The following is a 22,923-nucleotide window of genomic DNA, read 5'->3' on the forward strand; positions in this document are numbered from 1 at the left end:
CGTTTGGTGAAGTCAACCATTACTTATGGTGATATAAGCACCACTGATGCCAAGCCGCCGGGCCCTACCACCCCTGCATCGCCTCGCGGCTTTCGAGGCGGCCGCCCGGCTGCTCAATTTCAGCCTGGCGGCGCAGTCGCTCGGCATGACTCAGTCGGCGGTGAGCCAGCAGGTGCTTTCGCTGGAGGAAGCTCTCGGCCGCCCGCTGTTCCAGCGGCTGCACCGCGGCGTGCGGCTGACCGAGGCGGGAGCCACACTCCTGGAAGCTGTGACCCGTAGTTTGGATGGGATCGCCGATGTCATCGCTATGCTGCGCCAGGAAGTGGCGCGCTCGACGCTCACCATCGCGACGGATTTCGGCTTCGCGTCATTCTGGCTAATGCCACGGCTACACGCCCTCGCAGACGCCCTGCCCGGCGTCGAGGTGCGGATCGTGACGTCACAGCTCGCGCCAAACGCACCAGCGGAAGATGCCGATATCACGATCCTCTTCGGCGATGGCGAGGGCCGCGGCGTCGTCATGCTATTCGGCGAGAGCGTGCGCCCGGTCTGTAGCCCGGCCTTCCTGGCGCAACATGGCGGAACAGGCCGGGATTGGCGGATGCTCGATTGGTCCCGCTTGCCGCTGCTCCATCTCGATGCACCGGACCCTGTCCGTTGGCTACGCTGGGCGGACTGGTTCGCGGGCCACGGTCTACCGCCTCGGAGTAGCCGGGACCGGTCGCTACGCTTCAACACCTATCCGCTGGTGGTGGAGGCGGCGCTGCTCGGCGAGGGTGTGGCGCTGGGGTGGGAGCCACTGGTCGACCGGTTGTTGAACTCGGGCGCCCTGGTGCCGGTGATGACGGAAGCGGTAGTGACCGGCCGAGGCTATTGCCTTGCCGAAGCGCCGCGCGGGAGAAGCAACCCCGCGACGCTCGCCTTCCGCGCCTGGCTGCTGACGGAATGCGCGGCGGGAATCAAAGCCTCGGCGCATGCACGCCCTTAGAAAGGCTGAAGTAGCCGGTCGATGTAGTCGAGTTCGGGCTGCGGGCGATCGTGCTCGCCGGCGCGGCGGCGGAGATCTTGGAGAATGGCGCGCAGTTGGGCCTCCGGCGACCCCTGCGGCAGGTTGAGATCGGCGCCAAGGCTCACGCCAGCGCCGGTCTGAAGGGGCCGCCCAAAAGGATCGGTCGGGCCGGAGGCGCCCCCGAAGCCTTCCTCCGGCAGGTCGCCCGGCTGCGAACCCATGGCTCCCTGGCCGGCGCCGCTGATCACCGTGCCGCCGGATTGCGCCGCCAGTTGACGGCCCAGGCGGCCGATCGCGCTTTGCAGACCTCGCATCGCCTGACCCTGGTCATTCGCGGCAATGCCATCGGCGCCCCCTTGCAAGGCGTGGGTCGCATCACCCATCGCGTGGCCGGCGGCGCCGAGGCTGGGGTCGCGGCGGCCAGCAAGCAACGATTGCAGCGCATGGTGCAGAGCGTCCTGTGCCGTCGCATCCTGGTGCTGGCCGTGCGTGTCGTTGCTTTCGGATTCGGCGCGGCGATTGGCGCGATCCATCAGCCCCGCCTGGCGATGCAGCATGGCCTGCAGCGCCGCCAAATCATGCTCCGCCCGGCGCCGCGCCGCTTCGCGCGCGGGATCCGGAGGCTGAACGCGGGCTTGTTCGAGCGAGCGCAGACTACGCTCCAGCGACGCGAGCGACTGGCGCATCGCCTGCGCGTCACCGGCACGCGCCGCCGCCTCCATCTGCCGCAGGGTCTGCGCCAGGGCGCCCATGTCGAGGCGCGGCGAATCGGGCGGCGTGGTGATCTCGCCGCCCTGCCGCTGCGCCATCTGCATGAGCGCCGAAAGATGTTGCAGCAAGGCGGCGCGCACCGCCTGCATGAGCTTCGACAGCTCTGTCGCGTTGGGAGCATTCTTGGCCTGGAGCGCTTTGCGCAAGGCGTCCTCGGCGGCGCGGAGCGATTGCGCGGTCTCGGCGGCGGGCCCCTGCTCGAAATGCAGCGCCACCTGCCACAGCTCGTCGGTCACGCGATTGATCTGGCTGGTGCTGGTGTCGAAGCGTAGCGCCCAGCCGACATCGGCCAGCGCCAGCGACCCGGCGGCCGGGCGGCCGGCCACCGCGGCGGCGGCACCGACCTTGAGTGCGGCCTCTCCCACCGTCGAAGCGTGCTCCGGCGCCGCGACCAGCAGGCGGCGCAGCGCCGCCGCCTGGCGCGCGAAGGGATCCGAGAAGCGCCGCTCCGGCAGGATCAGCATCACATTGCCCGTCGAGCCGGCCTGGCCGAGCGCGTCCTTCGCCACGAGACGGAGGGAGACCGGCAGGCCGGCCCAGCTGTTGGTCGAGAAGTCGATCGACTGCACGCCCTTTGGCGCCGTGGCCGAGCCATCGGGCAAGGCGATCGGCACCACCAGAGGCGGCGCTTGCGGCCGTGTCGCCAGCCGGGCCTCGAATTGCAGCGAGGTAACGCCGTAGTCATCCCCCCCGCGCCAAGCCAGACGCAAAGCGGTGGGGTTGTCGGTATCCGCTACCGGCGGCGCGACGAAAGCCACGTTCGGCGGGCGGTCGGGTATGACCTCGAGCTGCCATCGGGCCAACCGATCCCCGTTGCCGCGCAGAAGCAGCGGGCCGCTGGCCGCCAACATGGTCTCCGCCTGATAGGCGCCGGTGTCGAGGGCGCGGAAACCGGCGACCGGCGACCCGTCGCGGCGCAGCACCGGCGGCTTGCGGGTTCCCGCGACCGTCACTGTCAGGCGCGAACCGGCGGGCGCGGCGAAGGCGAGGATCTGCGGCGACACGAGGAAGGGCGCACGGCCCGTATAGGCGGGCGGCGTAACCCAGGCGGTGACGGTCGGCGGCGGCCCGCCGAAATGGGCGAAGGCAAAGTCGAGCGTGAAGGCGCGGCCCAGCCGTCCGGTGATCTGCGGTCCTGCAATAACCACGGCGGCGACAAGGGCCACGACAAGGGCGCCGCGCAAGGCCATGTGGTCGCGCGCTGCCAGGCCGGGACGCGGCAGGCCCAGCCGCAGGCGGCGGAGTTCGCGGCGGCTCCGGGCCTGATGCGCCAGCCACAAAGCTTCCGCCACGCGGTCCTGTTGCGCGGGACGGTCACGGAGGGCGGCCATCGGGGAGTGGCGCAGACCGGAGTCTCGCTGGAGCCGCGCCTCAGCCTGCGCGCGTCCCGGCCAGCGGAAGCGTCGGAGGCCCCAGCCTAGAACGCCAAGCGCGACAATCGCGCACACTAGAAGAAGGAGCGTGTTGAGCGATGGGCCGAGACGTTGCGGCAGATCGAGCAATGCGGCCAAGAGATACAGGCCGAGGATCCCGGCGGGTGGCCATAGAACGGGCCAGAGCCGCTCGAAGATGAGCACGGCCTGTGCGCGGCGCCGCCAGCCTCCGGGGCTCACGCTTCGAGGCTCCGCTTTGGAGCCGGCAGAATTAGGGGCGGGGCTGCCCGCGTCACCGCTCGCCCGCTATCCAATCGGGCACAGTTTCGCGCGACCACAAGTCGGCGATCTGCTGGCGGGGCGTGATCACGCTCCAGCGCGGGCCATCGACCAGGGCGGCGGCGGCGAAGGGGCGCGCGTTGTAGGTCGAGCTCATCACCGCACCATAGGCCCCGGCATCGAGGATCGCCACGAGATCGCCCGCTGCGAGCGGCGGCAGCGCACGGTCACGCGCGAAAGTGTCGCCGCTCTCGCAGACCGGCCCCACGACATCGACCAAAGCGAGCGGCGCCGTTTCGGGCGTCACCGGCACGATCGCGTGCCAGGCCTCGTACATCGCGGGGCGGATGAGGTCGTTCATTGCGGCATCCAGGACCACGAAACGGCGCGTCCCGGTCTGCTTCACCAGCACCACGGAAGCGAGCAGCAGCCCCGCCGGTCCCACCAGCCAGCGGCCCGGCTCAACCATGAGATCAAGGCCGAGGCCACCAAGCTGTTCGGCCAGCACCGCGGCGAAGGCATCCAGCGGTGACGGTGTGGCGGCGCCATAGGCGATCCCAAAGCCGCCGCCACAATCGACACGGTTGACCGCGTGACCACCTTGCCTAAGCGCCCGAACAAGGTCGGCGACGCGCCGATAGGCGGCGGCATAAGGCGCGGGCGAAAGGATTTGGCTGCCGATATGAACGGCGAGACCGACCGGATTGAGACCCGGCAGCGCGGTCGCGCGGGCATAGGCGGCGGGGGCATCCTCCCAGGCGATGCCGAATTTATTGTCGGCACGGCCGGTGGTGATCTTGGCATGGGTCGCCGCATCGACATCCGGATTGACCCGCAGCACGACATCGACCTGGCGGCCCTGCTCGGTGGCAACCACAGAAAGCATCGCGAGTTCTTCGACGCTCTCGGCATTGATCTGCGCGATCCCCTCGCCCACCGCGAGGCGAAGATCGGCGAGGGTCTTGCCGACGCCGGAGAAAACGATGTGGGCCGCAGGAATCCCAGCGTGACGCGCGCGAATCATCTCCCCCGCGCTCACCACGTCGGCGCCAGCACCCGCCTGGGCGACAAGCGTCAGGATCGCCTGATGGTCGTTCGCCTTCACCGCATAGTGAATCTTGGCTGCGGACAGCCCCGCCCCGTCGAGCGCGGCGCGCAGCGTGGCGAGGCGGTCGCGGAAGGTGCCAGCGCCATAAACCCAGGCCGGCGTGCCGAGTTCGGCCGCGATCTCGGCCAAAGCGACGCCCTCGAAATGTAGCCCCGCCGCGCTCAAGTCCCGCAGGGGCGGCCGGGTGGCGATCAGGGCGGCGCGATCCGGTTGGCCGGGCTCGGGCTGGTCGATATCGGCCATCGGCTAATCCGAGGGGTAAAGGTGCGGGTAGAAAATCTTGTCGGGCGGGCCCGGCGGCGAAGGCGAACCCATCTTCCCGCAAGCGGCGAGAGCCAGCAGCGCCACACCCCCCAGCACCAACGCGATGCGTCTCGCCTGAACCGTCATCCCCGACCTCACCCCAGGATCTCCTGCCACCGAGCGGCTTGCCTCGCGACATTGGCCGGCGCCGTGCCACCAAAGCTCGTCCGCGAGGCGACCGAAGCGGCCACCGTCAGCACGCCATAGACCGCCTCGGTTATCCCAGGCTCAACAGATTGCATATCGGCGAGGTCGAGTGCGGCGAGATCGATGTCCCGCGCCTCGGCCAGCGCCACCAGCCGGCCGGTGACGTGATGGGCTTGGCGGAAGGGTAGTTTCAGCGTCCGCACCAGCCAGTCGGCGAGGTCGGTCGCGGTCGCGTAGCCCTGCCCGGCGGCCGCCGCCATGCGCGCAAGCTCCGGCGTCATGTCCCGCACCATCCCGGCGCTGGCGGCGAGGCTGAGGGCGAGTGCGTCGGCAGCCTCGAAAACCGGCTCCTTATCTTCCTGCATGTCCTTGGCATAGGCGAGCGGCAGGCCTTTCATCACCGTCAGCAGAGCCACCAGAGAGCCCGCCATGCGGCCGGTCTTCGCCCGCACCAATTCGGCAGCGTCCGGATTGCGCTTCTGCGGCATGATCGAACTGCCGGTGGTGAAGGAGTCCGACAGGCGGATGAAGCGGAAAGGCGCGCTGCACCAGATCACAACCTCCTCCGCGAAGCGCGACAGGTGCATGGCGCAAATCGCGCCCGCCGCCAGGAACTCCAGCGCGAAATCGCGGTCCGAGACGGAATCGAGCGAATTAGCGGTCGGGCGGTCGAAGCCGAGTTCGGCGGCGGTCTCCTCCCGGTCGATCGGGAAGGAGGTGCCGGCGAGGGCCGCGGCACCCAGCGGGCATTCGTTGAGGCGGCGGCGGCAATCCGCCAGCCTGCCGCGATCACGCGCCAGCATCTCGACATAGGCCAAGAGGTGATGGCCCAGCGTCACTGGCTGCGCCGTCTGCAAATGGGTGAAGCCCGGCATGGGGTCGGCCGCGTGTTCAGCCGCGCGCCCCGCCAGCACCCGCATGAGGTCCTCGACTTGCAGGGTCAGCCCATCGATGGCGTCCCGCACCCAAAGGCGAAAATCTGTCGCCACCTGGTCGTTGCGGCTGCGGCCGGTATGGAGGCGACGGCCGGCATCGCCGATCCGGTCGGTCAGCCGCGCCTCGATATTCATATGGATATCCTCGAGCGCCGCCTCGAACGGGAACCGCCCCGCCTCGATCTCGGCGGCGATGGCATCGAGCCCGCCGGCGATGGCGCGCTCATCGGCGGAGGAAATGACCCCCGCGCGGGCCAGCATCGCGGCATGCGCGCGTGACCCGCGAATATCCTGGCGCCACATGCGTTGATCGAAACCGATCGAGGCATTGATGTCGCTCATGATCCGCGCCGGCCCCTCGGCGAAGCGGCCGCCCCATTGGGCATTGGCCTCCGATCCGTGCGAAGCTTGGTGCGGTCGCGGCTGAGTGCTGTCGTTCAAGGAGCCTGATCCAATGCGCTTGAAGGTTTCGCGCCGCGCGGCGCTTCGTCTCGGCGGCTTGCTGGCCGGCGGTGTCGCCGGGGGGTTTAGCACGCGCCCGGCCGCCGCACAGTCGCTCGGCGATATCTCTGGGCTGGAGACCGTGCCGCCCGGCCAGTCGCTGCCGCCCTTCCAGTTCTACACGGCCGACAACAAGGTGCGGACGCTGGCCGATTACCGCGGCCAGGGGGTGGTGATCAATCTATGGGCGACCTGGTGCGGCCCCTGCACCGCCGAGCTGCCCACCATGGACACGCTGGCGCAAACGCTGGCGAAGGACGGCATCGTGGTGCTGCCGGTCTCCTCCGATATCGGCGGAGCGACGGCGGTGCAGGGCTTCTACCGCAGCCACGACATCCGCCATCTGCCGGTGCTGCTCGACCATAACAGCGCCATCCTGCAGGCGTGGCAGGTGCCCGGCATCCCGGTAACGGTGATCTTCGACCGGGCGGGCCATCCGAAGGCACGGCTGATCGGCGGCGCCGATTGGGGCACCGAGGAGGCGGCCGCGAAGGTGCGGTCGTTGTGCGGACCGGATCTGGCGAAGGCGGCAGACGTTCGGATTTAGACGCCAACGACGCCCGGCTGGGTCAATCGTCCTGCAATCTTAGCTTCTAAAGCCCTCAGCTCTTCGATTAGCTTTCGAGGCCGGAAAACTTCGGCTTAGATTACAGTCGTTTCGAAGATTTAAGGGGAATGTGGTGACTCCAATTTTCAGATCGGTGGCTTTGGCAGGTCTAGTGGCCTGCTTCGGCCTTGGCGGCATTCAGGCCAGCCGGGCGGCGCAAGCCGTCTTGACGGACCCGCTGACATCCTGGCCGCTGAATTTCGGTGCCCAGGGCACGAGCATGATGCTGAAGGATGGCTTCGTGCACATCACCATGCCGACCTCCGGGGTCAACTGGGCGACCTATGCCGGGTTCAACTTCACTGACCAGGATTCGAGCGTCACGATCACGCCGAAGACTGCCGGCAGCGATGCCGGGCTGATCTTCTGGGCCACCGGGCCGAGCGACTTCTACTTCTTCGGCGTCTCGGATACCGCCGGAACCTTCGGCATCTATCGCCATGTCGCCGCCACCGGCTGGCAACCCATCGTGCCCTTCATGGCGAACCCGAACGTCAAAACCGGCGCTACCGCGGTGAACACGCTGCGGCTCGTCACCAAAGGCAATCTCGTCTCGCTCTTCGTCAACGGGCAACCGATCGGCAAGCTCCAGATCCAGGCGCCTCCCACGGGCGGCACTGTCGGAATCATCGGCGAGGGCAGCGCGAAGGCTCCGTTTGACTATGCCTATTCGAATCTCTCGGTAAGCCAATAGGCGTCGGCACGGTCGCGGAAGCCTGCATCAGCCGGTGCGGGCTTTCCCGCCTAGACCGTCCCCATGCCCTGCGGTTTCCAACTCACCGCCTGCACTTTCGGGAGCGCCGCGAGGACGCGCAGGAAAGCTGGCCCCGCCGGACTACGAACCAATCCCGTGCACCGCAGCTCGTAGCAATGCTCGCTGTAGCCGGCCGTCGGCGCGTGGGTCACTGACTCGCGCGCAACCCAGTAACCGTCGGCGGAGAAGCCCGCGATGACCTGCGGCTCGGTCGTGGCATCGGCTTCGCTGTCGATGGTTACGGTGAGCGTCGCGCGGTGCTCGCGATGTACGAAGACCTCGACGCGCTTCAGGCCCCATAGCGCGAGCAGCGCCAGAACCGTCGCGGCGATGCCCAGCACCAATTGGCCGCCGCCAAGGCAAAGCCCGATGACGGTGACGATCCAGAGCGTCGCGGCGGTGGTGACGCCCTGCACCAGGTCGCCCCGGCGAACAATCGCGGCGGCGCCCAGGAAGCCCATGCCCGAGAGGATACCGAGCGGCAGCCGCATCAGGTCGAGCATCACGAAGGAGCCGTCGGGCCGCCCCGCCAGTGGCAGCAGCAGATTCGCCTGGATCATCGCGACTGAAGCGGCGAGGCAGACCAGCAGAGTCGTGCGCAGCCCGGCGGGCCGGCCGTGTTCGTCCCGGTTGATGCCGATCAGCAGCCCCGCCGCCACCGTCAGCGCCAGCCGCAGCGTCAGGTCGCCGGGCGTGACGACGAGGGGCATCGGCTGCATCGGCTAGAAGCCGAAACGGGCGGCGGGGTCGCGGGCCGCGGCCTCCGCGCTGCGGAAGGCGTTGAGGATCGCGCTCAGAACGATGGCGACGGCGAGGTTCACGATCAGCCCGTACAGCGCCGCATAACCGGGCGCGGTGAAGGCGCCGAGATGCAGCGGGAAAATCGCGGTCTTGAAATGGGTCGAGGCGGCCATCGCGGTGCCGACCACCATGCCGCAGGCCCAGCCCAGCAGCAGTGCCCCCGGCCGCAGCCGCCAGCGCGACAGGCCGAGGAAGACCGACGGCAAAGTCTGGATGATCCAGATGCCGCCCAAAAGCTGGAACTCGATCGCCGCCGTCGCCGGCAATGCCAGGATGAAGATCAGCGCGCCGAGCTTGACGAGGAGCGAGACCAGCTTCGCCATGCTGGATTCCTGCGCATCGGTCGCGTTCGGCTTGAGGTAGGTCTTGTAGATGTCGCGGGTGAAGATATTGGCGGTGGCGATCGACATGATCGAGGCCGGCACCAAGGCGCCAATGGCGATGGCAGCGAAGGCGACGCCGACGAACCAGGACGGGAAAGCCGACAGGATCAGCGCCGGCACCGCGAAGTTCGGGCCGTAGTGGCGGAAACCGGCGGCGAATTGTGGCGCATGGCCCACGCCATAGGCCAGCGCCATGAAGCCCAGCATGGCGAGCAGGCCGAGGATGAAGGAATAGGCCGGCAACAGCATCGCGTTCCGCTGCAGCACGCGGCCGCCGCTGGCGCTCAAAGCCGCCGTCATCGAATGCGGATAGAGAAACAACGCGAGCGCGGAACCGAGCGCAAGGGTCGCATAGGCGCCGTAGCTGCCGAGGGTATGTGCCGTCGGCACCGGCAAAGTGAGCTTCGCCGCTGGGACCGCCGCGAAGATATGCGCCCAGCCGCCGAGCTGCATCGGGATCACGACGACCGCGACGATGACCGTCGCATAGATCAGCACGTCCTTGACCATGGCGATGATCGCCGGCGCGCGCAGCCCGCTGGTGTAAGTGAAGGCGGCCAGCACGAGAAACGCGACGAATAGCGGCACATCTGCCATGATACCGGAGCCCGAAAGTCCCAAGGCCGCGATCACAACCTGCATGCCGACGAGCTGCAACGCGATATAGGGCATCGTCGCCAGGATGCCGGTCACCGCGACCGCCAGGGACAAGGCACGGCTGTCGAAACGCCCGCGCACGAATTCCGGCGCGGTGAGATAGCCGTGCTGTTTGCAGATCCGCCACAGGCGCGGAAACACCATGTAGAACAGCGGATAGACGATCACCGTGTACGGCACGGCAAAGAAGCCGATCGCTCCGGCGCTGAACACCAAAGCCGGCACGGCGACGAAAGTATAGGCGGTATAGAGATCGCCGCCGAGCAGGAACCACGAGACGACCGTGCCGAAGCGCCGTCCGCCCAGCCCCCATTCGTGGAGCGTGTCGAGGTCCCCGCGCCGCCATCGGGCGCCCATGAAACCCATGACCGTGACGAGAAGGAAAAGAGCCAGAAAGACGACGATCGCCACCGGCTGGAGTGCGAGTTCGCTCACCCCTCATCCTCCGAAGGGCCAGACCTTCTTCGCTCGAAGAGAAAAACCAGCCCGATGATGGCTGAGGAAAGCGGCACCCAGAGGAGCTGATACCAATAGAAGAAGGGAAAGCCCCACAGCGCCGGGCCGGTGCGATCGAAGCTCGGCACCCAGAGGACGGCGATCACCGGCACGGCGAGAAGAACCCGCCAGGCAGTGGCGCGGGTTGGACCTGGGCTTTTCATTAGGCGTCCTCCGGCTAGCAACACCCTTGAGGGCGCAAGCCCTCCCTAGCGTGTTTCGCCGGGCGAGAGGAAGGGAGCGCCCGCCAGGCCGAGCCTCGGCCGCGTCGCGCGGAAGAAGCGGCCGGTCAGCAGCAGGGCGGCGACCGATAGACCGGCGGTGAGGCCGATCCAGATCCCCGCCGGGCCGAGCCTCCAACTGAAGGCAAGCCAGATGGCTACCGGCATGCCGACCGCCCAATAGGACAACAGCACCAGCAGCATCGGCATGCGGGTATCCGGCAAGCCGCGCAGCGCGCCGTTGGCGACAACCTGGGTGCCATCCGAGAACTGGAACACCGCCGCGAAGCCGAGCAGGAGCGAGGCGAGCGCCGCGACCTTGAGGTCATCCGTAAAGACGCCGGCGATGTTGTGCGCGAAGCACAGCAACACGACGAAGCTCACCGTTTGCGTCGCGAGCATCAGGATGAAGCCGGCCGTGCCGGCGCGACGGGCGCTTTCCGGATCACGTTGCCCGATAAACCGCGCCACCCGCACCGTGACACCGAGCGAGAGGCCGAGCGGCACCATGAAGAACAGCGCCGACATGGTCATCGCGATCTGATGCGCCGCCACCGCGACCGCACCGAAATGCGCCACAACGAGCGTCGCGGCCGAGAACATCGTGACTTCGAGGAGAAGCGTCACCGAGATCGGCAAGCCGATCCGCAAGAGGCGAAGGAGGATGGCAAAGTCCGGTCGCCAGCCACCGCTGTCCCAGTCGACCCCGCCATAGCGGCCGGAGAGGCGGATCCAGGCGAGATAGGCCAGCGCCTCGGCCCAAAGCACGGCGGAGAGGGCAAGCCCGTCGCCGGTCGCGCCGAGCCCGGGCAGGACGCCGGGGATGCCATACATCAGCCCGTAGCCAATCGGCCCCAGCATCAGCAGGCCGATGGCGCCGCAGATCATGGTCGGCCGGGTGCGCGACAGCCCCTCGGAGAAGCCACGGCAGGCCGAGAGCAGACCTAGCGCGGGAAAGGACAGCGTCGAGGCCAGCAGGAAGCCGCTTGCCATTGGTATCAGATTGATGGGCACGCCGACGGCCGCGGCAAGCGACCGCCCCGCGATGGCGACGATCACCAAGCAGAGAAGCCCGACGCTCAACCCGAGGATGACGCCTTGCCGGAACACGCCGGCCGTCGCGGCGCGCTGGCTGGCGCCGTCGAGCTGCGCGACCGTCGGCTGAACCGACATCATGAGCCCGACGACAACCACGAAGATGACGATCCAGAGGCTGGTGCCCACCGACACCGCCGCCAGTACCGAGGCCCCGAGATGCCCAGCCAGCAGGGTGCTCACCACATCCGTGCCGAAGCTGAAGAGCTGGCCGAGGATGAGCGGTATGGCGAGCGGGAGCAGGATCCCGATCTCGCGCAAAAGCGTCGCGCGTGATGCGGGGGGAGCGAGGGCGGACATGAAAGTCTCTTCTTGCCAGGCGGCGGCGTCAGGGTCCGGGGACATAGCATGAGCGTGCCGGAAATGCAGCAAGGCTCATTGCTAAAAGCTGACTACGCCCGTGGTATAGGCCCTCGACAACGAGTTTATGAATTCACGACGTATGCCATGCGGGACTTGTCATCCACGACTTTACGCGATTCACCGTATCGCCCGAGAATGTCGATGCTCCGCCTGGGCAGAAAGCAACCGGGTGGCTCGGTTGCTCAGCTCGCCGCGACCAGCAGCAGAGTCTTCGTTCTGTCAGTGCTGCACAGGGATATTGGCAACTTCGCCTAACACGCCTTCATAATAGAGGATACATACGAGCGCATCCGACCAACTCGTCGCAGAAGAGCGGCCCAACCAGCCGTCGAAAGAGTTGTCGATCCGACACCCGTTTCCGACCAAGGCTATCGGATCCCAGGAGTTGACCGTAATATCCTTGTTACGCATCCAGCGACCCGGCAGCGCTCCCACCCAGCGGATGGCTGATCCCTCCGGCAGCAGGCGATTCACATCGGTCCAAAATGGTCCGTTTTCCTCGATGTCGCTGAAGGCGACGTCGATGCCTCTGTGCTGCAGCTCCTTGATCGAACGAGCAAAAACATCCGCGCCGATTGCCCTCGCCCGCCCTTTTTCCTTCGGCGGCAACCCCTTGATGAAGTTCTCCATTCCAAAAGCCGACAAGACCACTCGATGGTCCGGATGCTGCGCGCTGCTTCTGAAGATGTGGCCCCACAGCGTCTCAAGCGAGTAGCGGTATGGCGCCTCGCGAAGCCGATTATCGCTGTTCACGTAGTGAGGCCACTCCGGCTGATCCGGCGAACCGAGGTCGGGGGCGGACACGCTGAGAATGACGGGGCGCACAACCTTCCCATCATCCCGCATGAAGGGCGAGCGCATCTCCAGCGACACTTGGTTGCCGGGGAGCACGCATTCAGCATTGGTCCGCGCGAGGCATTGCGCATTCCCAAGGACCGCCTGATTCACTTCGGGCGTATATGTGTCGTCGTCCATCGTCGTGAGACGGCGCGTGAACGCCATCCTGCGTGCCTTATGCGCGGGCATATTGCTGTAAATCCGCATGGATTCGATCGCCCTTACAACATCGCCAGGATAGCGCGTCACCAAGTGCCTTTGGACTGGGCCGCCTGCCTTGAAATATTTTTCGTAGTTCTTCAGCTTCTGCACGACGCGCTCATAAGCTTGAGGATCGCCGATCCGCCGCCGGAGCGTGTCGAAGAGAGGATTTGGCCGGGACTCGACGATGCGCCCACCGCCTGGAGCCCTACGCAGCCGCGCCGCAAAATCATGCGGCCCCTGATCCGTTGCTGCCGCAGTGCGTGCTGTCGGCACACCATCGAGCGGTTTTAGTGAGCTGAGCATTGAAGCGGTTCCTGAGGGTGGGTCGCGGCAGGCAGATCAAAACCGAGGAGTCCGAGGATGCGACCGCGTCCTCGACAACGACTGTGACCGGCCGCAGTTTACCGAATAAACCCTGTCGAACCGTTAGCGCCCCACGCTCACCGCGTCGGCGGAACTCCTGCCACCGCCAGCGCATCCGACTGCCGCCGCGCCAGTGCCGCCTCGTCGAAGCCGGCGACGACTTCCTGATAGAGCCGGCTCCAGTTCAGCTCCGCTTTGAGCCGCAGGAAGACGCTGCCGAGGCCGACCGCCGAGCGATCCATCAGAACGAATTCGCGCGGCGGCTTTACCCCGCCGATGCTCTTCAGGCCCGCATGCACTTTCTCCGCCACCGACCGGCCGAACTGTCCGTCAGTTTCCTGGATGCGGCGAACACGGTCCTGCAACAAAGGCTCGTAGAGGAAACGCGCCCATTCGTTGAGCACCTCCACCTTCGCCGGTGTAATGTCCTTGAAACCCCAGTTGCGATAGGCCGTGGCGGCCTTCTCGGCATTGCCGTCTCGCACCGCCTCGAAGAGGTCGATGACACCGCTGACGAAACGCGGCGGGAAGACACGGATGGCACCGAAATCGAGCAAATTCACCGCCCCATCCGGCCGCACCTGGTAATTGCCGAGATGCGGGTCACCGTGAATCACGCCAAACCGGTAAAGCGGCAGATACCAGGCGCGGAATAATGCCTCCGCCACGCGGTTGCGTGCTTCCAGCGGCGGATCCGTTTCGATCCAGCGTTGCAGCGGTCCGCCTTCGAGCCAGGTCATGGTGAGCAGCCGCGGCGTCGTCAGCTCGGCGATCGCCTCCGGCACATGCACGTCCGGCACATCATCGAGCATCGTGCGATAGAGGCGCATCTGCGCGGCCTCCCGCAGGTAGTCCAGCTCCTCACGCAGCCGCTCGGCGAGTTCCTTGTAGATCTCGTCGTGCTGGATGGCGTTGTCCATGCGGTGATAGACGGCCATGGCCAGCTTAAGCTGGCGCAGGTCGGCTTCCACCGTGCTGGGCATGTCCGGATATTGCAGCTTGCAGGCGACGTCGCGGCCATCGAGCAGCGTCGCGCGATGCACCTGCCCCAGGCTCGCCGCCGCCGCGGCTTCCTGGCCGAAACTGCGGAAACGGGATTGCCAGTCGGGACCCAGCTCGCCCGCCATGCGGCGGCGCACGAAGCCCGCGCCCATCGGCGGCGCATTGGCTTGCAGCTCGGAGAGTTCGGCCGCGTATTCCGGCGGCAGCGCATCCGGAATGGTGGTGAGGATCTGCGCCACTTTCATCAATGGCCCCTTCAGGCCACCAAGGATGGCGCGCAGATCCTCGGCATGCGCCGCGCGATCGGTCTTGAAGCCGAAGACGCGTTCGCCGGCGACGCGCGCCGCGATGCCGCCGACGGCACCGGACGTGCGGGCGAAGCGGCGGACGCTGCCGAAGAGACTAACCTCGTTGCGATCAGCCATTCGAGGTGGCAACGGGGGCATCCGCCTCCAGCTCGTCGATGAAGCCGGCTATGATATCGAGGCCGCGTTGCCAGAAGGCCGGTTCGGCGGCGTTCAGCCCGAAGGGCGCGAGCAATTCGCGATGACGCTTGGTGCCGCCGGCGCGCAGCATGTCGAGATACTTCTCCTGGAAACGCGGATGACCGGCGCGGAACTCCGCGTAGAGGGCGTTCACCAGGCAATCCCCGAAGGCATAGGCATAGACGTAGAAGGGCGAATGGACGAAGTGCGGGATATAGGCCCAGTAGGCCGCATAGTCCGGCGTGAAGGTGAAGGCGGGGCCGAGGCTCTCGCGCTGCACATCCATCCAGATCTCGCCGATCCTTTCGGGCAGCAATTCCCCGCTCCGCCGCTCGTCATGCAGCAGCGTTTCGAAGCGGTAGAAGGCAACCTGCCGGACCACCGTGTTCAGCATGTCCTCGACCTTGCCGGCCAGCATCAGACGGCGGCGGGCGGGGTCGGTCTCGGCATCCAACACAGCGCGGAAGGTCAGCATCTCGCCGAAGACGCTGGCCGTCTCGGCCAGGGTCAGCGGCGTGCCGGAGCGCAGGTAGCCCTGGGATTCACCGGCCAGAATTTGGTGAACGCCGTGGCCGAGCTCATGCGCCAGGGTCATCACGTCGCGGGCGCGGCCGTGATAGTTCATCAAGATATAAGGATGTGCTGAAGGGACCGTGGGATGGGCGAAGGCGCCGCCCGACTTGCCGTCCCGCAAAGCCGCGTCGATCCAGGGACGCTCGAAGAAGCGGCTGCCGAGCGAGGCGAGTTCCGGGCTGAAGGCGCCGTAGGCGTCCAGCACCCGCGCCTGGGCGTCGGGCCAGGAGACGCGGCGATCCTCGTCGGCGGGCAAAGGCGCGTTGCGATCCCAGTGCTGCATCGTCTCCAGGCCGAGCCAGCGCGCCTTGAGCACGTAGTAGCGGTGGGACAGGCGTGGATAGGCAGCGACGACAGCGCTCACCAGCGCATCGACCACCTCGTCCTCGACCATGTTGGAGCGATTGCGGGAACTGCCGGGGCGCGGATAGTGGCGCCAGCGGTCTACAGTCTCCTTATCCTTGGCCAGCGTGTTCGTGATGAGGGAGAAGAGGCGGAGATTGTCGCCCAGAGTCGCGCTGATGCCGGCGGCGGCCTTGGCGCGCGTGTCCCGATCACGGTCCGACAGGCGGTTGAGGGCATCGCTCACGGTCAGGCGCTCATCGCCCACCGGCACGCGTAGCCCGGCCATGGTCTCGTCAAACAGGCGGCTCCAGGCGGCGGCGCCACTCACATCCTTCTCGTGGAGAAGGGTTTCCAGCTCGTCCGACAACTGATGGGGCTGGAAGACCCGAAGGTCCTCGATCCAGGAGGCCCAGGGGGCAAGCGCTGGATCGGCGAGCTTGGCTTTCACAACATTTTCGTCGAGGCGATTGAGCTCAAGCGTGAAGAACAGCAGCTCTGTGCTGATCTCGGTCACCTTCTCGCTCATCGACTGATAGAATTTGGCGATCCGCGCATCGGAGGAATCGCCGCTGAAGAGGAGCTGAGCGTAGGACATGATCCGTCCCAGGCTCTCCTCGATCCGCTCGTATTCCGCCAGGGAACCTGCGATCGCCACCGGCTCCAGCTCCGCGAGCTTGCCCCGGTAGGTTGTCGCGAAAGCCTTGGCATCCCGCATCGCGCGGTCCAGATCGGCGGCGATGCGCGGGCTTTCCGGTGACTCGTAGAGGTCGCTCAGATCCCAGCTGGGCAACACCTCGGCATCGGCTGGCGTTCCCGCTTTCGGAAGTCCCTGGCCGTCGGGCAGGCGCGGCAGGTCGGCTGGACGCATAGCGGGCAATCTCCTCAGTCCGAGTATCTAAGAGTAGGGCATGCACAGGCCCACTCCTAGACGCGTTGCCCTTAACGTTCCGCCATCCGGCCATGCAGGCCCTCATTCGGCCGCCATCCGCGGCGCGGCATCACCATGGCGACGGGTCTGCGCGGCGATCAGCCGGCTCATCTTGCGCAGGTCGCTTTCCGACAGTTGCAGTGCGGCATCGACCCAGATTTCGACGACGTCGCGCAACTCCTCGTGGGTCAGCGGATTGACGCGCTGACGGGCCCGCAGCACCGCCTGGTGGCTGTTATGGCGGCGATCAATCTTGGCAAGGAAAGCACGCAGTGCCGTCTCGCCCTCCCCATCCTCGGCCAGGACATCGACCAGACCCATCTCGTGCAGTTCCTCGGCGGTATAGACCTTGCCGCTCATGATGAGCTTCTCCGCCCGCACCGCATCCAGACGCCGTGACAGGAAGGAATAGGCGCCCATGCCGGGGAAGAGGTTGAACAGGACCTCGGGCAGGCCGAAGCGCGCGCCGCGTTCGGCGACAATGTAGTTACAGGCCAGCGCGGCCTCGAAGCCGCCGCCGAGGGCGTCGCCTTGGACGAGCGCCACCGTCATCACCGACTGACCGTAGCCCAAGGCATTGTGATAGACGATGTCCACGCAGGCATGGGCATAGGTGGTGAGGGCCTTGCGATTCTGGTCGCGAATACTCTGCTGAAACAGGGTTAGATCGCCGCCCAGATTGAAGGCGCCATCGATCCGAGAGCCCACGACGACGTAGCGAAATGGGGCTGAGCCGCCGGCCTGGACGGCCTGATAGATTTGGCCCTGGATCGCCGCCATGTCCCGCAGAAGCTCGGGCGTGTAGCTGGGCCGTCCTTCGGGACGCATGAAGCAGAACAGTGCCTGCGCCGCCGCGTCATGCTCCACCTGCATTGTCGAGAAGTATTGGCTGGTGAGCTTTTCCAGCGGTCGTGGCTGGGGAAGCGCGGCGAGATTATCCACAGCGACGTGGGCTCTGATTTGTTGAACGTTGGTCATGATACTCTCCGGAAAAAGCCGTTTTGCTCGAGGCGCCAGAATCAGGCCTTACGGTTTAAGGCTTAACCATGGCCGCCAGCTCTATTTTGACGAGTTTTTTGGGCATGACAGGAATAATTTCCCGATGGCAGCCAAAACCAGCGGCAGTCTCGATTTGTGGAACGTTCCTATGCGGTTTACGCCATGGTATGTCTCAGAAAATGAGACGAGGCCGCCCGCCTCGAGCGACGACCGCCAGTTTCCGGTTCTAGTCTTGGCTCGCATGCTCTAGGTTCTGCGTCATGGCGTTCCGCATGCTCAGACCTTCTCGCGCGCCGTTTTTCCTCACCGTTTTGGCGTGGTGAGCGGGCATGCCGTTCATCATGATCATCGACGACCGCGCGACCAACCGCAGCATATTCTCCAAGCTCTCCGCCTCGCTCGCATCCGACGTTCAGGTCGAGGCATTCGCTGGGCCGGAAGCGGCGCTGGCCTGGATGGTAAACCAGACTCCCGATCTCATTATTACTGACTACAAGATGCCGCACATGACGGGCGCAACCTTCACCCAGCACATCCGCGCGACCCCGCACGGCGCGGAAGTGCCGATCATGGTCATCACCGCCTACGAGGATCGCGACTTCCGGCTCCAGGCGCTGGAAGCCGGGGCCACGGATTTCCTCCAGAGCCCGATCGACCACCATGAATTCGTCACGCGGGCCCGCAACCTCCTCAAGCTCGGCACTCAGCAGAAGCTCATCCGCAGCCGTGCCCATGCGCTGGCGGAGGAGCTCCACCACGTCGAGCGCGAGCGCGAGGAGTTGCTGCGCAACAACCGCGAGCGCCTGGCGCAGGTCATCGACACGGTGCCGGCGCTCATAAGCGCCACCGACCGTCAAGGCGTGTGCATCTTCGCCAATGCGTTCCAGACGAAACTGCTCGAAGACGGGGCGACCGAGCGCACCGATGAGGACGGGCTCGACAGGGAGCGCCGGAACCGCAGCCGGCAACTGGATGCCCGGGTCTTCGCGACAGGCATGGCCTTGCCCGATTTCGAGGAGGAAATCCGCGACGCGCAAGGGACCACTCATGTCTTCCTGACCACGAAGACGCCGCTGACCGACGATTCCAACCGTGTCACGGCCGTCTTGACCACCTCGCTCGACATCAGCGATCGCAAGCGGGCGGAGCGCTATCTCCACCACCTCGCCCATCATGACGTGCTGACCGGGCTGCCCAACCGGCTGCTGCTGCATCTTCGCCTCGAGGAGGCGGTGAATGCGGCGGCCGATAGCAATGCGGTTTTCGCCCTGCATTTCCTCGACCTGGACCGCTTCAAGAGCATCAACGATGCCTTCGGACACCATGTCGGGGATGCGCTGCTGACCGAGGTTTCCGAGAGGCTGCGTCGCACCATCCGCGCCAGCGACACCGTCGCGCGTCTTGGCGGCGACGAATTTGCGATTATCCAAGGCGGCATCTCCGGCAGCGGAGATGCCGAACGCCTAGCCGAGCGGATCGTGCAGCTTTTCGCCGAACCCTATGACCTCGATGGCCGCGCCATCAGCACGAGTTGCAGCCTGGGCTTCACGCTCTTTCCGGCCGACGGCAACTCGCAGGAGACCCTCCTCAAGACCGCCGATCTCGCGATGTATCGGGCAAAGGGGCTCGGCCGCAGCCGCTTCTGCGCCTTCGAGCCCGAGATGCAGTCAGCGGTGCGGGATGCGGCGCAGTTGGAGATCGATCTTCGCGCCGGGCTCATCCGCAATGAGCTCAGGCTGCACTACCAGCCGCAGATCGATACCCGCAGCGGTCGGGTGACCGGGGCCGAAGCGCTAGTGCGGTGGGAACAACCGGGCCATGGCCTTCTGCCGCCCGGCCGTTTCTTGCCGATCGCCGAGGAGGCCGGGCTGATTATCCCGATCAATACCTGGGTGCTGGAGGCCGCCTGCCGCCAGGCCGCCGCCTGGGCCGCGTCCGGCATGGCGCTTCGCGTCGCGGTCAACCTCTCCGCCACGATCTTCCAGCAGCAGGACGTGGCACAGGTCGTCATTGCCGCCGTCCGCCGTGCCAAGCTCGACCCCCGGCTGCTCGACCTCGAACTCACCGAGACGATGTTCCTGGAGGATCACGAGACGGCGCGGAAGCAACTCGTCGAGCTGCAGGAGCTTGGGATCTCCTTCTCGATCGATGATTTCGGCACCGGCTACGCGTCCTTCTCCTATATCGACAAGCTGCCGGTAAACCGACTCAAGATCGATCAGGCTTTCATCCATAACCTGACACACCGTATAGAAGGCCCTGCGGTCATCCGCGCGATCATTGGCCTTGGTCGCGGCTTGGGCTTGCGTGTGGTCGCGGAAGGCGTCGAGACCATCGAGCAGCTCCACGAGCTTGAGGCGGAGGGCTGCGACGAAGTGCAGGGCTATCTGTTCAGCCGTCCCGTTCCGCCCCTCGAATTCGAGCAATATGTGCGAGCGAACTGGGCGAAGACCGGGGTTGCGGAGCCCCTCATCGAGGCCCAGGTCTCAAAATAGGGATCGACTTCGCGCCCGCTCATCTTGCCAAAGGCATTGCGTTTGGCGCTCCGGGCATGTGGCTTGCATGGTCTTCGGGCACATTTAAGGACAAACGTCGGTTGTCGTTGAGGATTAAGCCCGGCAAAGACGAGGCGCCGAAGCCCGTTAGTCCTGCCCCCTCCCGGTCCACGCCCTCCTTGACGCCACCAGGTCTTTGGGCCGCGCGCGTCTCCGTTCGCAATGCGGCCAGGCAGATTTTCGAACGATTGAAGATGGGGCACGGTCTGGAATACCAGATCGTGCTGAACCGTCTGGTCATCGGCAGCGGCATCTTTGCCTATCTCCTCGCGCTCCGAATCGACGGATCCCTCGGCTCGCTCCGGCCCTTGGTGATGAGCGCGGCCTATGCCGCCTTCGCCGTGGCTTTTTTCCTCGACCTCGTTGTTCGCGCACGACCCTCCGTACCGCGGCTCGCCTTGCAGCTGCTGACCGATATCGGCGTGCTCTCCTTCGGCATGCATATCGGCGGGATGATCGCGGCCCCGCTCTCCCCCGCCTATCTCTGGGCCATCCTGGGTTACGGTTTCCGCTTCGGCCTCGGCTACCTCCGCGCCGCCACCTGCCTCGGCGTGCTCGGCTTTCTGCTCTGCGTCATCACGACGCCCTATTGGCGGGAAAACCCGTTTCTCTCCGGTGGCCTCCTGGTCGGGCTAATCGCCATTCCGCTTTATGCAGGCTCTCTCATTCGTAGCCTGTCAGTCGCCAAGCAGCAGGCGGAAGAGGCGAGCCAGGCCAAAAGCCTGTTCCTGGCGAGCGTCAGCCACGAGTTGCGGACTCCGCTCAACGCCGTGATCGGTATGAGCGATCTGCTCGTCGGCACCCGCATGGATGGCGAGCAGCGGGACATGGTGCGGACGGTCGGCACCGCCGCGCGGTCGCTGCTCTCGCTGATCGACGGCATTCTCGACTTCTCCCGCATCGAGGCGGGCGCGGTTCCGGTCCAGCTCGCACCTTTCGACCTGCCGAGCCTGATCGCCAATGTCGAGCGTCTGGTCGCGGCAACCGCGCAGGCGAAGGGCGTCGCCCTTTCCTCCCACATCAGCACGCGGACCCCGAGCTGGCTCGAGGGCGACGCCAAACATATCGCCGAGGTCGTGCTCAATCTCGCCAGCAACGCGGTGAAGTTTACCGCCCGCGGCTCCGTTCTGATCGCCGCCGATACGGTCGAGCAACCTGATGGCACGCCAGCCCTCCGCGTCGAGGTGATCGATACCGGCATCGGCATCGCGCCCGAGGCTCAGACCCGCATCTTCGACAGCTTCACCCAGGCGGATTCCAGCATCATCGACCGCTTCGGCGGCACCGGCCTCGGCCTCGCCATCTCGCGCAAACTCGTCGAACTCCATGGCGGCGCGATCGGTGTGGTCAGCGAAAGCGGCGCCGGCAGCACCTTCTGGATCGAATTGCCGCTGGTGATACCCGCCAAGCCGGCCCCCGCGCCGGCGGCTTTGCGTGTGGTCCTGCTCTCTGCCGATCCCGGCCGGGTCGAGCCGGTGGCGCGGCGGATGGAAGCCTGGGGCTCCGTCGTCCAGCGTCGTCCGCTTCCGGTCGAGGCGGATCTCCTCGCCATCGGTCGCGCTCTCGCGGAGGTCGGACCGGTCGATGCGATCCTCGCCGATATCTCGAGTTTCGGGCTCGGACAGCGGGCCGGCGCCGACGCTTTCGCGCGAACCCTCGGCCAGGCCCAGCCGGAGCCGACGCCCGTTGTCGTGATCGAGACGCCGACCGAGGGTGATGCCGAGGCCGCAGCACCTGATCTCGCATTGCGCCGCTCCTGCATCAGTATCCTGAGCGCGGCGGCGGGTCCGGCCGAGGTCGAGCGCCTGCTGCGCATCCTCGCCCCGCGCGCCGCCGCCGCGGCGCAACCCGTGCTCATCCGCAGCGCGACGCGGCCGCTCCACATCCTGGTGGCAGACGACAACCGCATCAACCAGAGCGTCGTCGCGAAAATTTTGGACCGTGCCGGCCACACGGCCCGCATCGTTTCGGATGGCGAACAGGCGCTGGACGCCTTGGAGGAGGAAAACTTCGACGTTGTGCTGATGGACGTGAACATGCCCGTGATGAACGGCATCGAAGCGACCAAGCTCTACCGCTTCGCGGCACTCGACAAACCCCGGATACCGGTCCTTGCTCTCACGGCGGATGCGACGCCACAGATGGCGCAGCGCTGCCTGGACAGCGGCATGGACGCCTGTATCGTCAAGCCGGTCGAGCCGGCTCGACTGCTCGACATCATCGACAGCTTCGTGTTTGGCGCGGCGCGCAGTAAGCCGAGCACGGCAAGCGTCACCTCGATCGCCGACCATCCGCGTTACCAGGCCGGCCCGTCTTCGGTGAATGCGAATATGCTGCGGGACCTCGAGGCGCTCGGCGGCCGGGACTTCCTGGTAGGAATCGCCCAGGACTTCATCGGGGACGCGGACAGCCTGCTACTCTCGCTGCGGGCCGCGGCTGAAGCCTCCGACATGAGCCTGTTCCAGGCCGAGGCCCATGCGCTGAGCAGCGCCGCCGCCAATCTCGGCGCCGAGGGCGTGCAGGCGATGTGCCGGCAGATGCGCCAGCTCGACCTCTCCGACCGGGTCGGCCAGGCCGCGCAGTTGCAGGCGCTCGCGGTCGAGCTGGAGCGCGTCAAGCGCGTGCTGCGGGCCGAATGCCTCCCACCCTCAGGCACAAACCTGCGGCGCTAGAAGAGCGTCCAGGGATAAAGCAGACGCTATTCGTTACGAATATGATTGGATTCCGCCGCGGCGGTTCTAACATCGCCACTGAATTTTCATCGAAACAATCCAACTCCGGTTCCCTCGGAAAGCGGAGTTTTCCCAGGCTTATGCTATCGCGAGCCCGA

At 66.1% G+C, this 22,923-nt stretch carries 17 protein-coding genes; 5 read left to right on the forward strand and 12 right to left on the reverse strand.

The features are described 5' to 3' along the window. Positions 1–46 precede the first annotated feature (46 nt). Entirely contained in the window at positions 47–988 is a 942-nt protein-coding gene (locus GSQ83_RS04805) for a choline sulfate utilization transcriptional regulator (RefSeq protein ID WP_158801742.1), read from the forward strand. Here GSQ83_RS04805 and GSQ83_RS04810 read toward each other — a convergent pair. Genes GSQ83_RS04810 through argH form a run of 4 tightly spaced genes read right to left on the reverse strand, consistent with a single transcriptional unit; the run spans position 985 to position 6,366 of the window. Then, positions 985–3,393, reverse strand: a complete 2,409-nt coding sequence (locus GSQ83_RS04810) for a DUF4175 domain-containing protein (protein WP_158801743.1) — start codon at positions 3,391–3,393, stop codon at positions 985–987. The two genes, GSQ83_RS04805 and GSQ83_RS04810, sit on opposite strands and share 4 nt — an antisense overlap. Positions 3,394–3,445: 52 nt before the next feature. Further along, on the reverse strand, positions 3,446–4,783 hold the full coding sequence (gene lysA / locus GSQ83_RS04815) for a diaminopimelate decarboxylase (RefSeq protein ID WP_158801744.1): 1,338 nt from the start codon (positions 4,781–4,783) through the stop codon (positions 3,446–3,448). Positions 4,784–4,786: 3 nt separating this feature from the next. After that, positions 4,787–4,930 carry a hypothetical protein gene (locus tag GSQ83_RS29590; protein ID WP_174246622.1) on the reverse strand — a complete coding sequence of 48 codons (144 nt, stop codon included), beginning with the start codon at positions 4,928–4,930 and terminating at the stop codon, positions 4,787–4,789. An 8-nt stretch (positions 4,931–4,938) separates the two neighbouring features. Further along, positions 4,939–6,366, reverse strand: coding sequence for an argininosuccinate lyase (gene argH, locus GSQ83_RS04820; RefSeq protein WP_254065505.1), 1,428 nt, complete (start codon positions 6,364–6,366; stop codon positions 4,939–4,941). A gap of 13 nt (positions 6,367–6,379) precedes the next feature. Between argH and GSQ83_RS04825 the strand changes: the two genes are divergently transcribed. Both GSQ83_RS04825 and GSQ83_RS04830 read left to right on the forward strand, forming a co-directional pair. Then, positions 6,380–6,973: a TlpA disulfide reductase family protein gene (locus GSQ83_RS04825; RefSeq protein ID WP_158801745.1), complete on the forward strand. Its 594-nt coding sequence runs from the start codon at positions 6,380–6,382 to the stop codon at positions 6,971–6,973. A gap of 133 nt (positions 6,974–7,106) precedes the next feature. After that, positions 7,107–7,727 carry a hypothetical protein gene (locus GSQ83_RS04830; protein WP_158801746.1) on the forward strand — a complete coding sequence of 207 codons (621 nt, stop codon included), beginning with the start codon at positions 7,107–7,109 and terminating at the stop codon, positions 7,725–7,727. Positions 7,728–7,777: 50 nt separating this feature from the next. Here GSQ83_RS04830 and GSQ83_RS04835 read toward each other — a convergent pair whose 3' ends face one another. The 8 genes from GSQ83_RS04835 to GSQ83_RS04870 form a co-directional block, all read right to left on the reverse strand. Then, on the reverse strand, positions 7,778–8,506 hold the full coding sequence (locus GSQ83_RS04835; protein WP_174246623.1) for an MgtC/SapB family protein: 729 nt from the start codon (positions 8,504–8,506) through the stop codon (positions 7,778–7,780). A 3-nt stretch (positions 8,507–8,509) separates the two neighbouring features. After that, a complete protein-coding gene (mctP, locus tag GSQ83_RS04840) occupies positions 8,510–10,063 on the reverse strand; it encodes a monocarboxylate uptake permease MctP (protein ID WP_254065506.1) in 1,554 nt (517 codons plus the stop codon). Next, complete coding sequence (locus tag GSQ83_RS04845) at positions 10,060–10,287, reverse strand: DUF3311 domain-containing protein (RefSeq protein WP_158801747.1); 228 nt, start codon at positions 10,285–10,287, stop codon at positions 10,060–10,062. The genes mctP and GSQ83_RS04845 overlap by 4 nt, the downstream gene beginning before the upstream one ends. A gap of 45 nt (positions 10,288–10,332) precedes the next feature. Next, the gene (locus tag GSQ83_RS04850; protein ID WP_158801748.1) at positions 10,333–11,739 is read right to left on the reverse strand and encodes an MATE family efflux transporter; all 1,407 of its coding nucleotides are present in this window, start codon (positions 11,737–11,739) and stop codon (positions 10,333–10,335) included. A gap of 282 nt (positions 11,740–12,021) precedes the next feature. Beyond that, entirely contained in the window at positions 12,022–12,951 is a 930-nt protein-coding gene (locus GSQ83_RS04855) for a hypothetical protein (RefSeq protein ID WP_158801749.1), read from the reverse strand. A 332-nt stretch (positions 12,952–13,283) separates the two neighbouring features. Then, positions 13,284–14,633, reverse strand: coding sequence for an AarF/ABC1/UbiB kinase family protein (locus tag GSQ83_RS04860; RefSeq protein WP_158801750.1), 1,350 nt, complete (start codon positions 14,631–14,633; stop codon positions 13,284–13,286). Continuing rightward, positions 14,626–16,479 (reverse strand): M3 family oligoendopeptidase, encoded by a 1,854-nt coding sequence (locus GSQ83_RS04865; RefSeq protein ID WP_158801751.1) that lies wholly within the window; start codon positions 16,477–16,479, stop codon positions 14,626–14,628. The genes GSQ83_RS04860 and GSQ83_RS04865 overlap by 8 nt, the downstream gene beginning before the upstream one ends. Before the next feature lie 102 nt (positions 16,480–16,581). Next, entirely contained in the window at positions 16,582–17,517 is a 936-nt protein-coding gene (locus tag GSQ83_RS04870) for a crotonase/enoyl-CoA hydratase family protein (protein WP_158801752.1), read from the reverse strand. 350 nt (positions 17,518–17,867) lie between these two features. On the opposite strand from GSQ83_RS04870, the gene GSQ83_RS04875 reads away from it, so the two are divergent. Then, positions 17,868–20,033: an EAL domain-containing protein gene (locus tag GSQ83_RS04875; RefSeq protein WP_158801753.1), complete on the forward strand. Its 2,166-nt coding sequence runs from the start codon at positions 17,868–17,870 to the stop codon at positions 20,031–20,033. A gap of 254 nt (positions 20,034–20,287) precedes the next feature. Next, positions 20,288–22,765 (forward strand): hybrid sensor histidine kinase/response regulator, encoded by a 2,478-nt coding sequence (locus tag GSQ83_RS04880; protein ID WP_158801754.1) that lies wholly within the window; start codon positions 20,288–20,290, stop codon positions 22,763–22,765. Positions 22,766–22,923 lie beyond the last annotated feature (158 nt).

Origin of the sequence: Acidisoma sp. L85 (genome assembly GCF_009765865.1) — a bacterium.
In the GTDB taxonomy this organism is placed as follows: Bacteria; Pseudomonadota; Alphaproteobacteria; order Acetobacterales; family Acetobacteraceae; genus Acidisoma.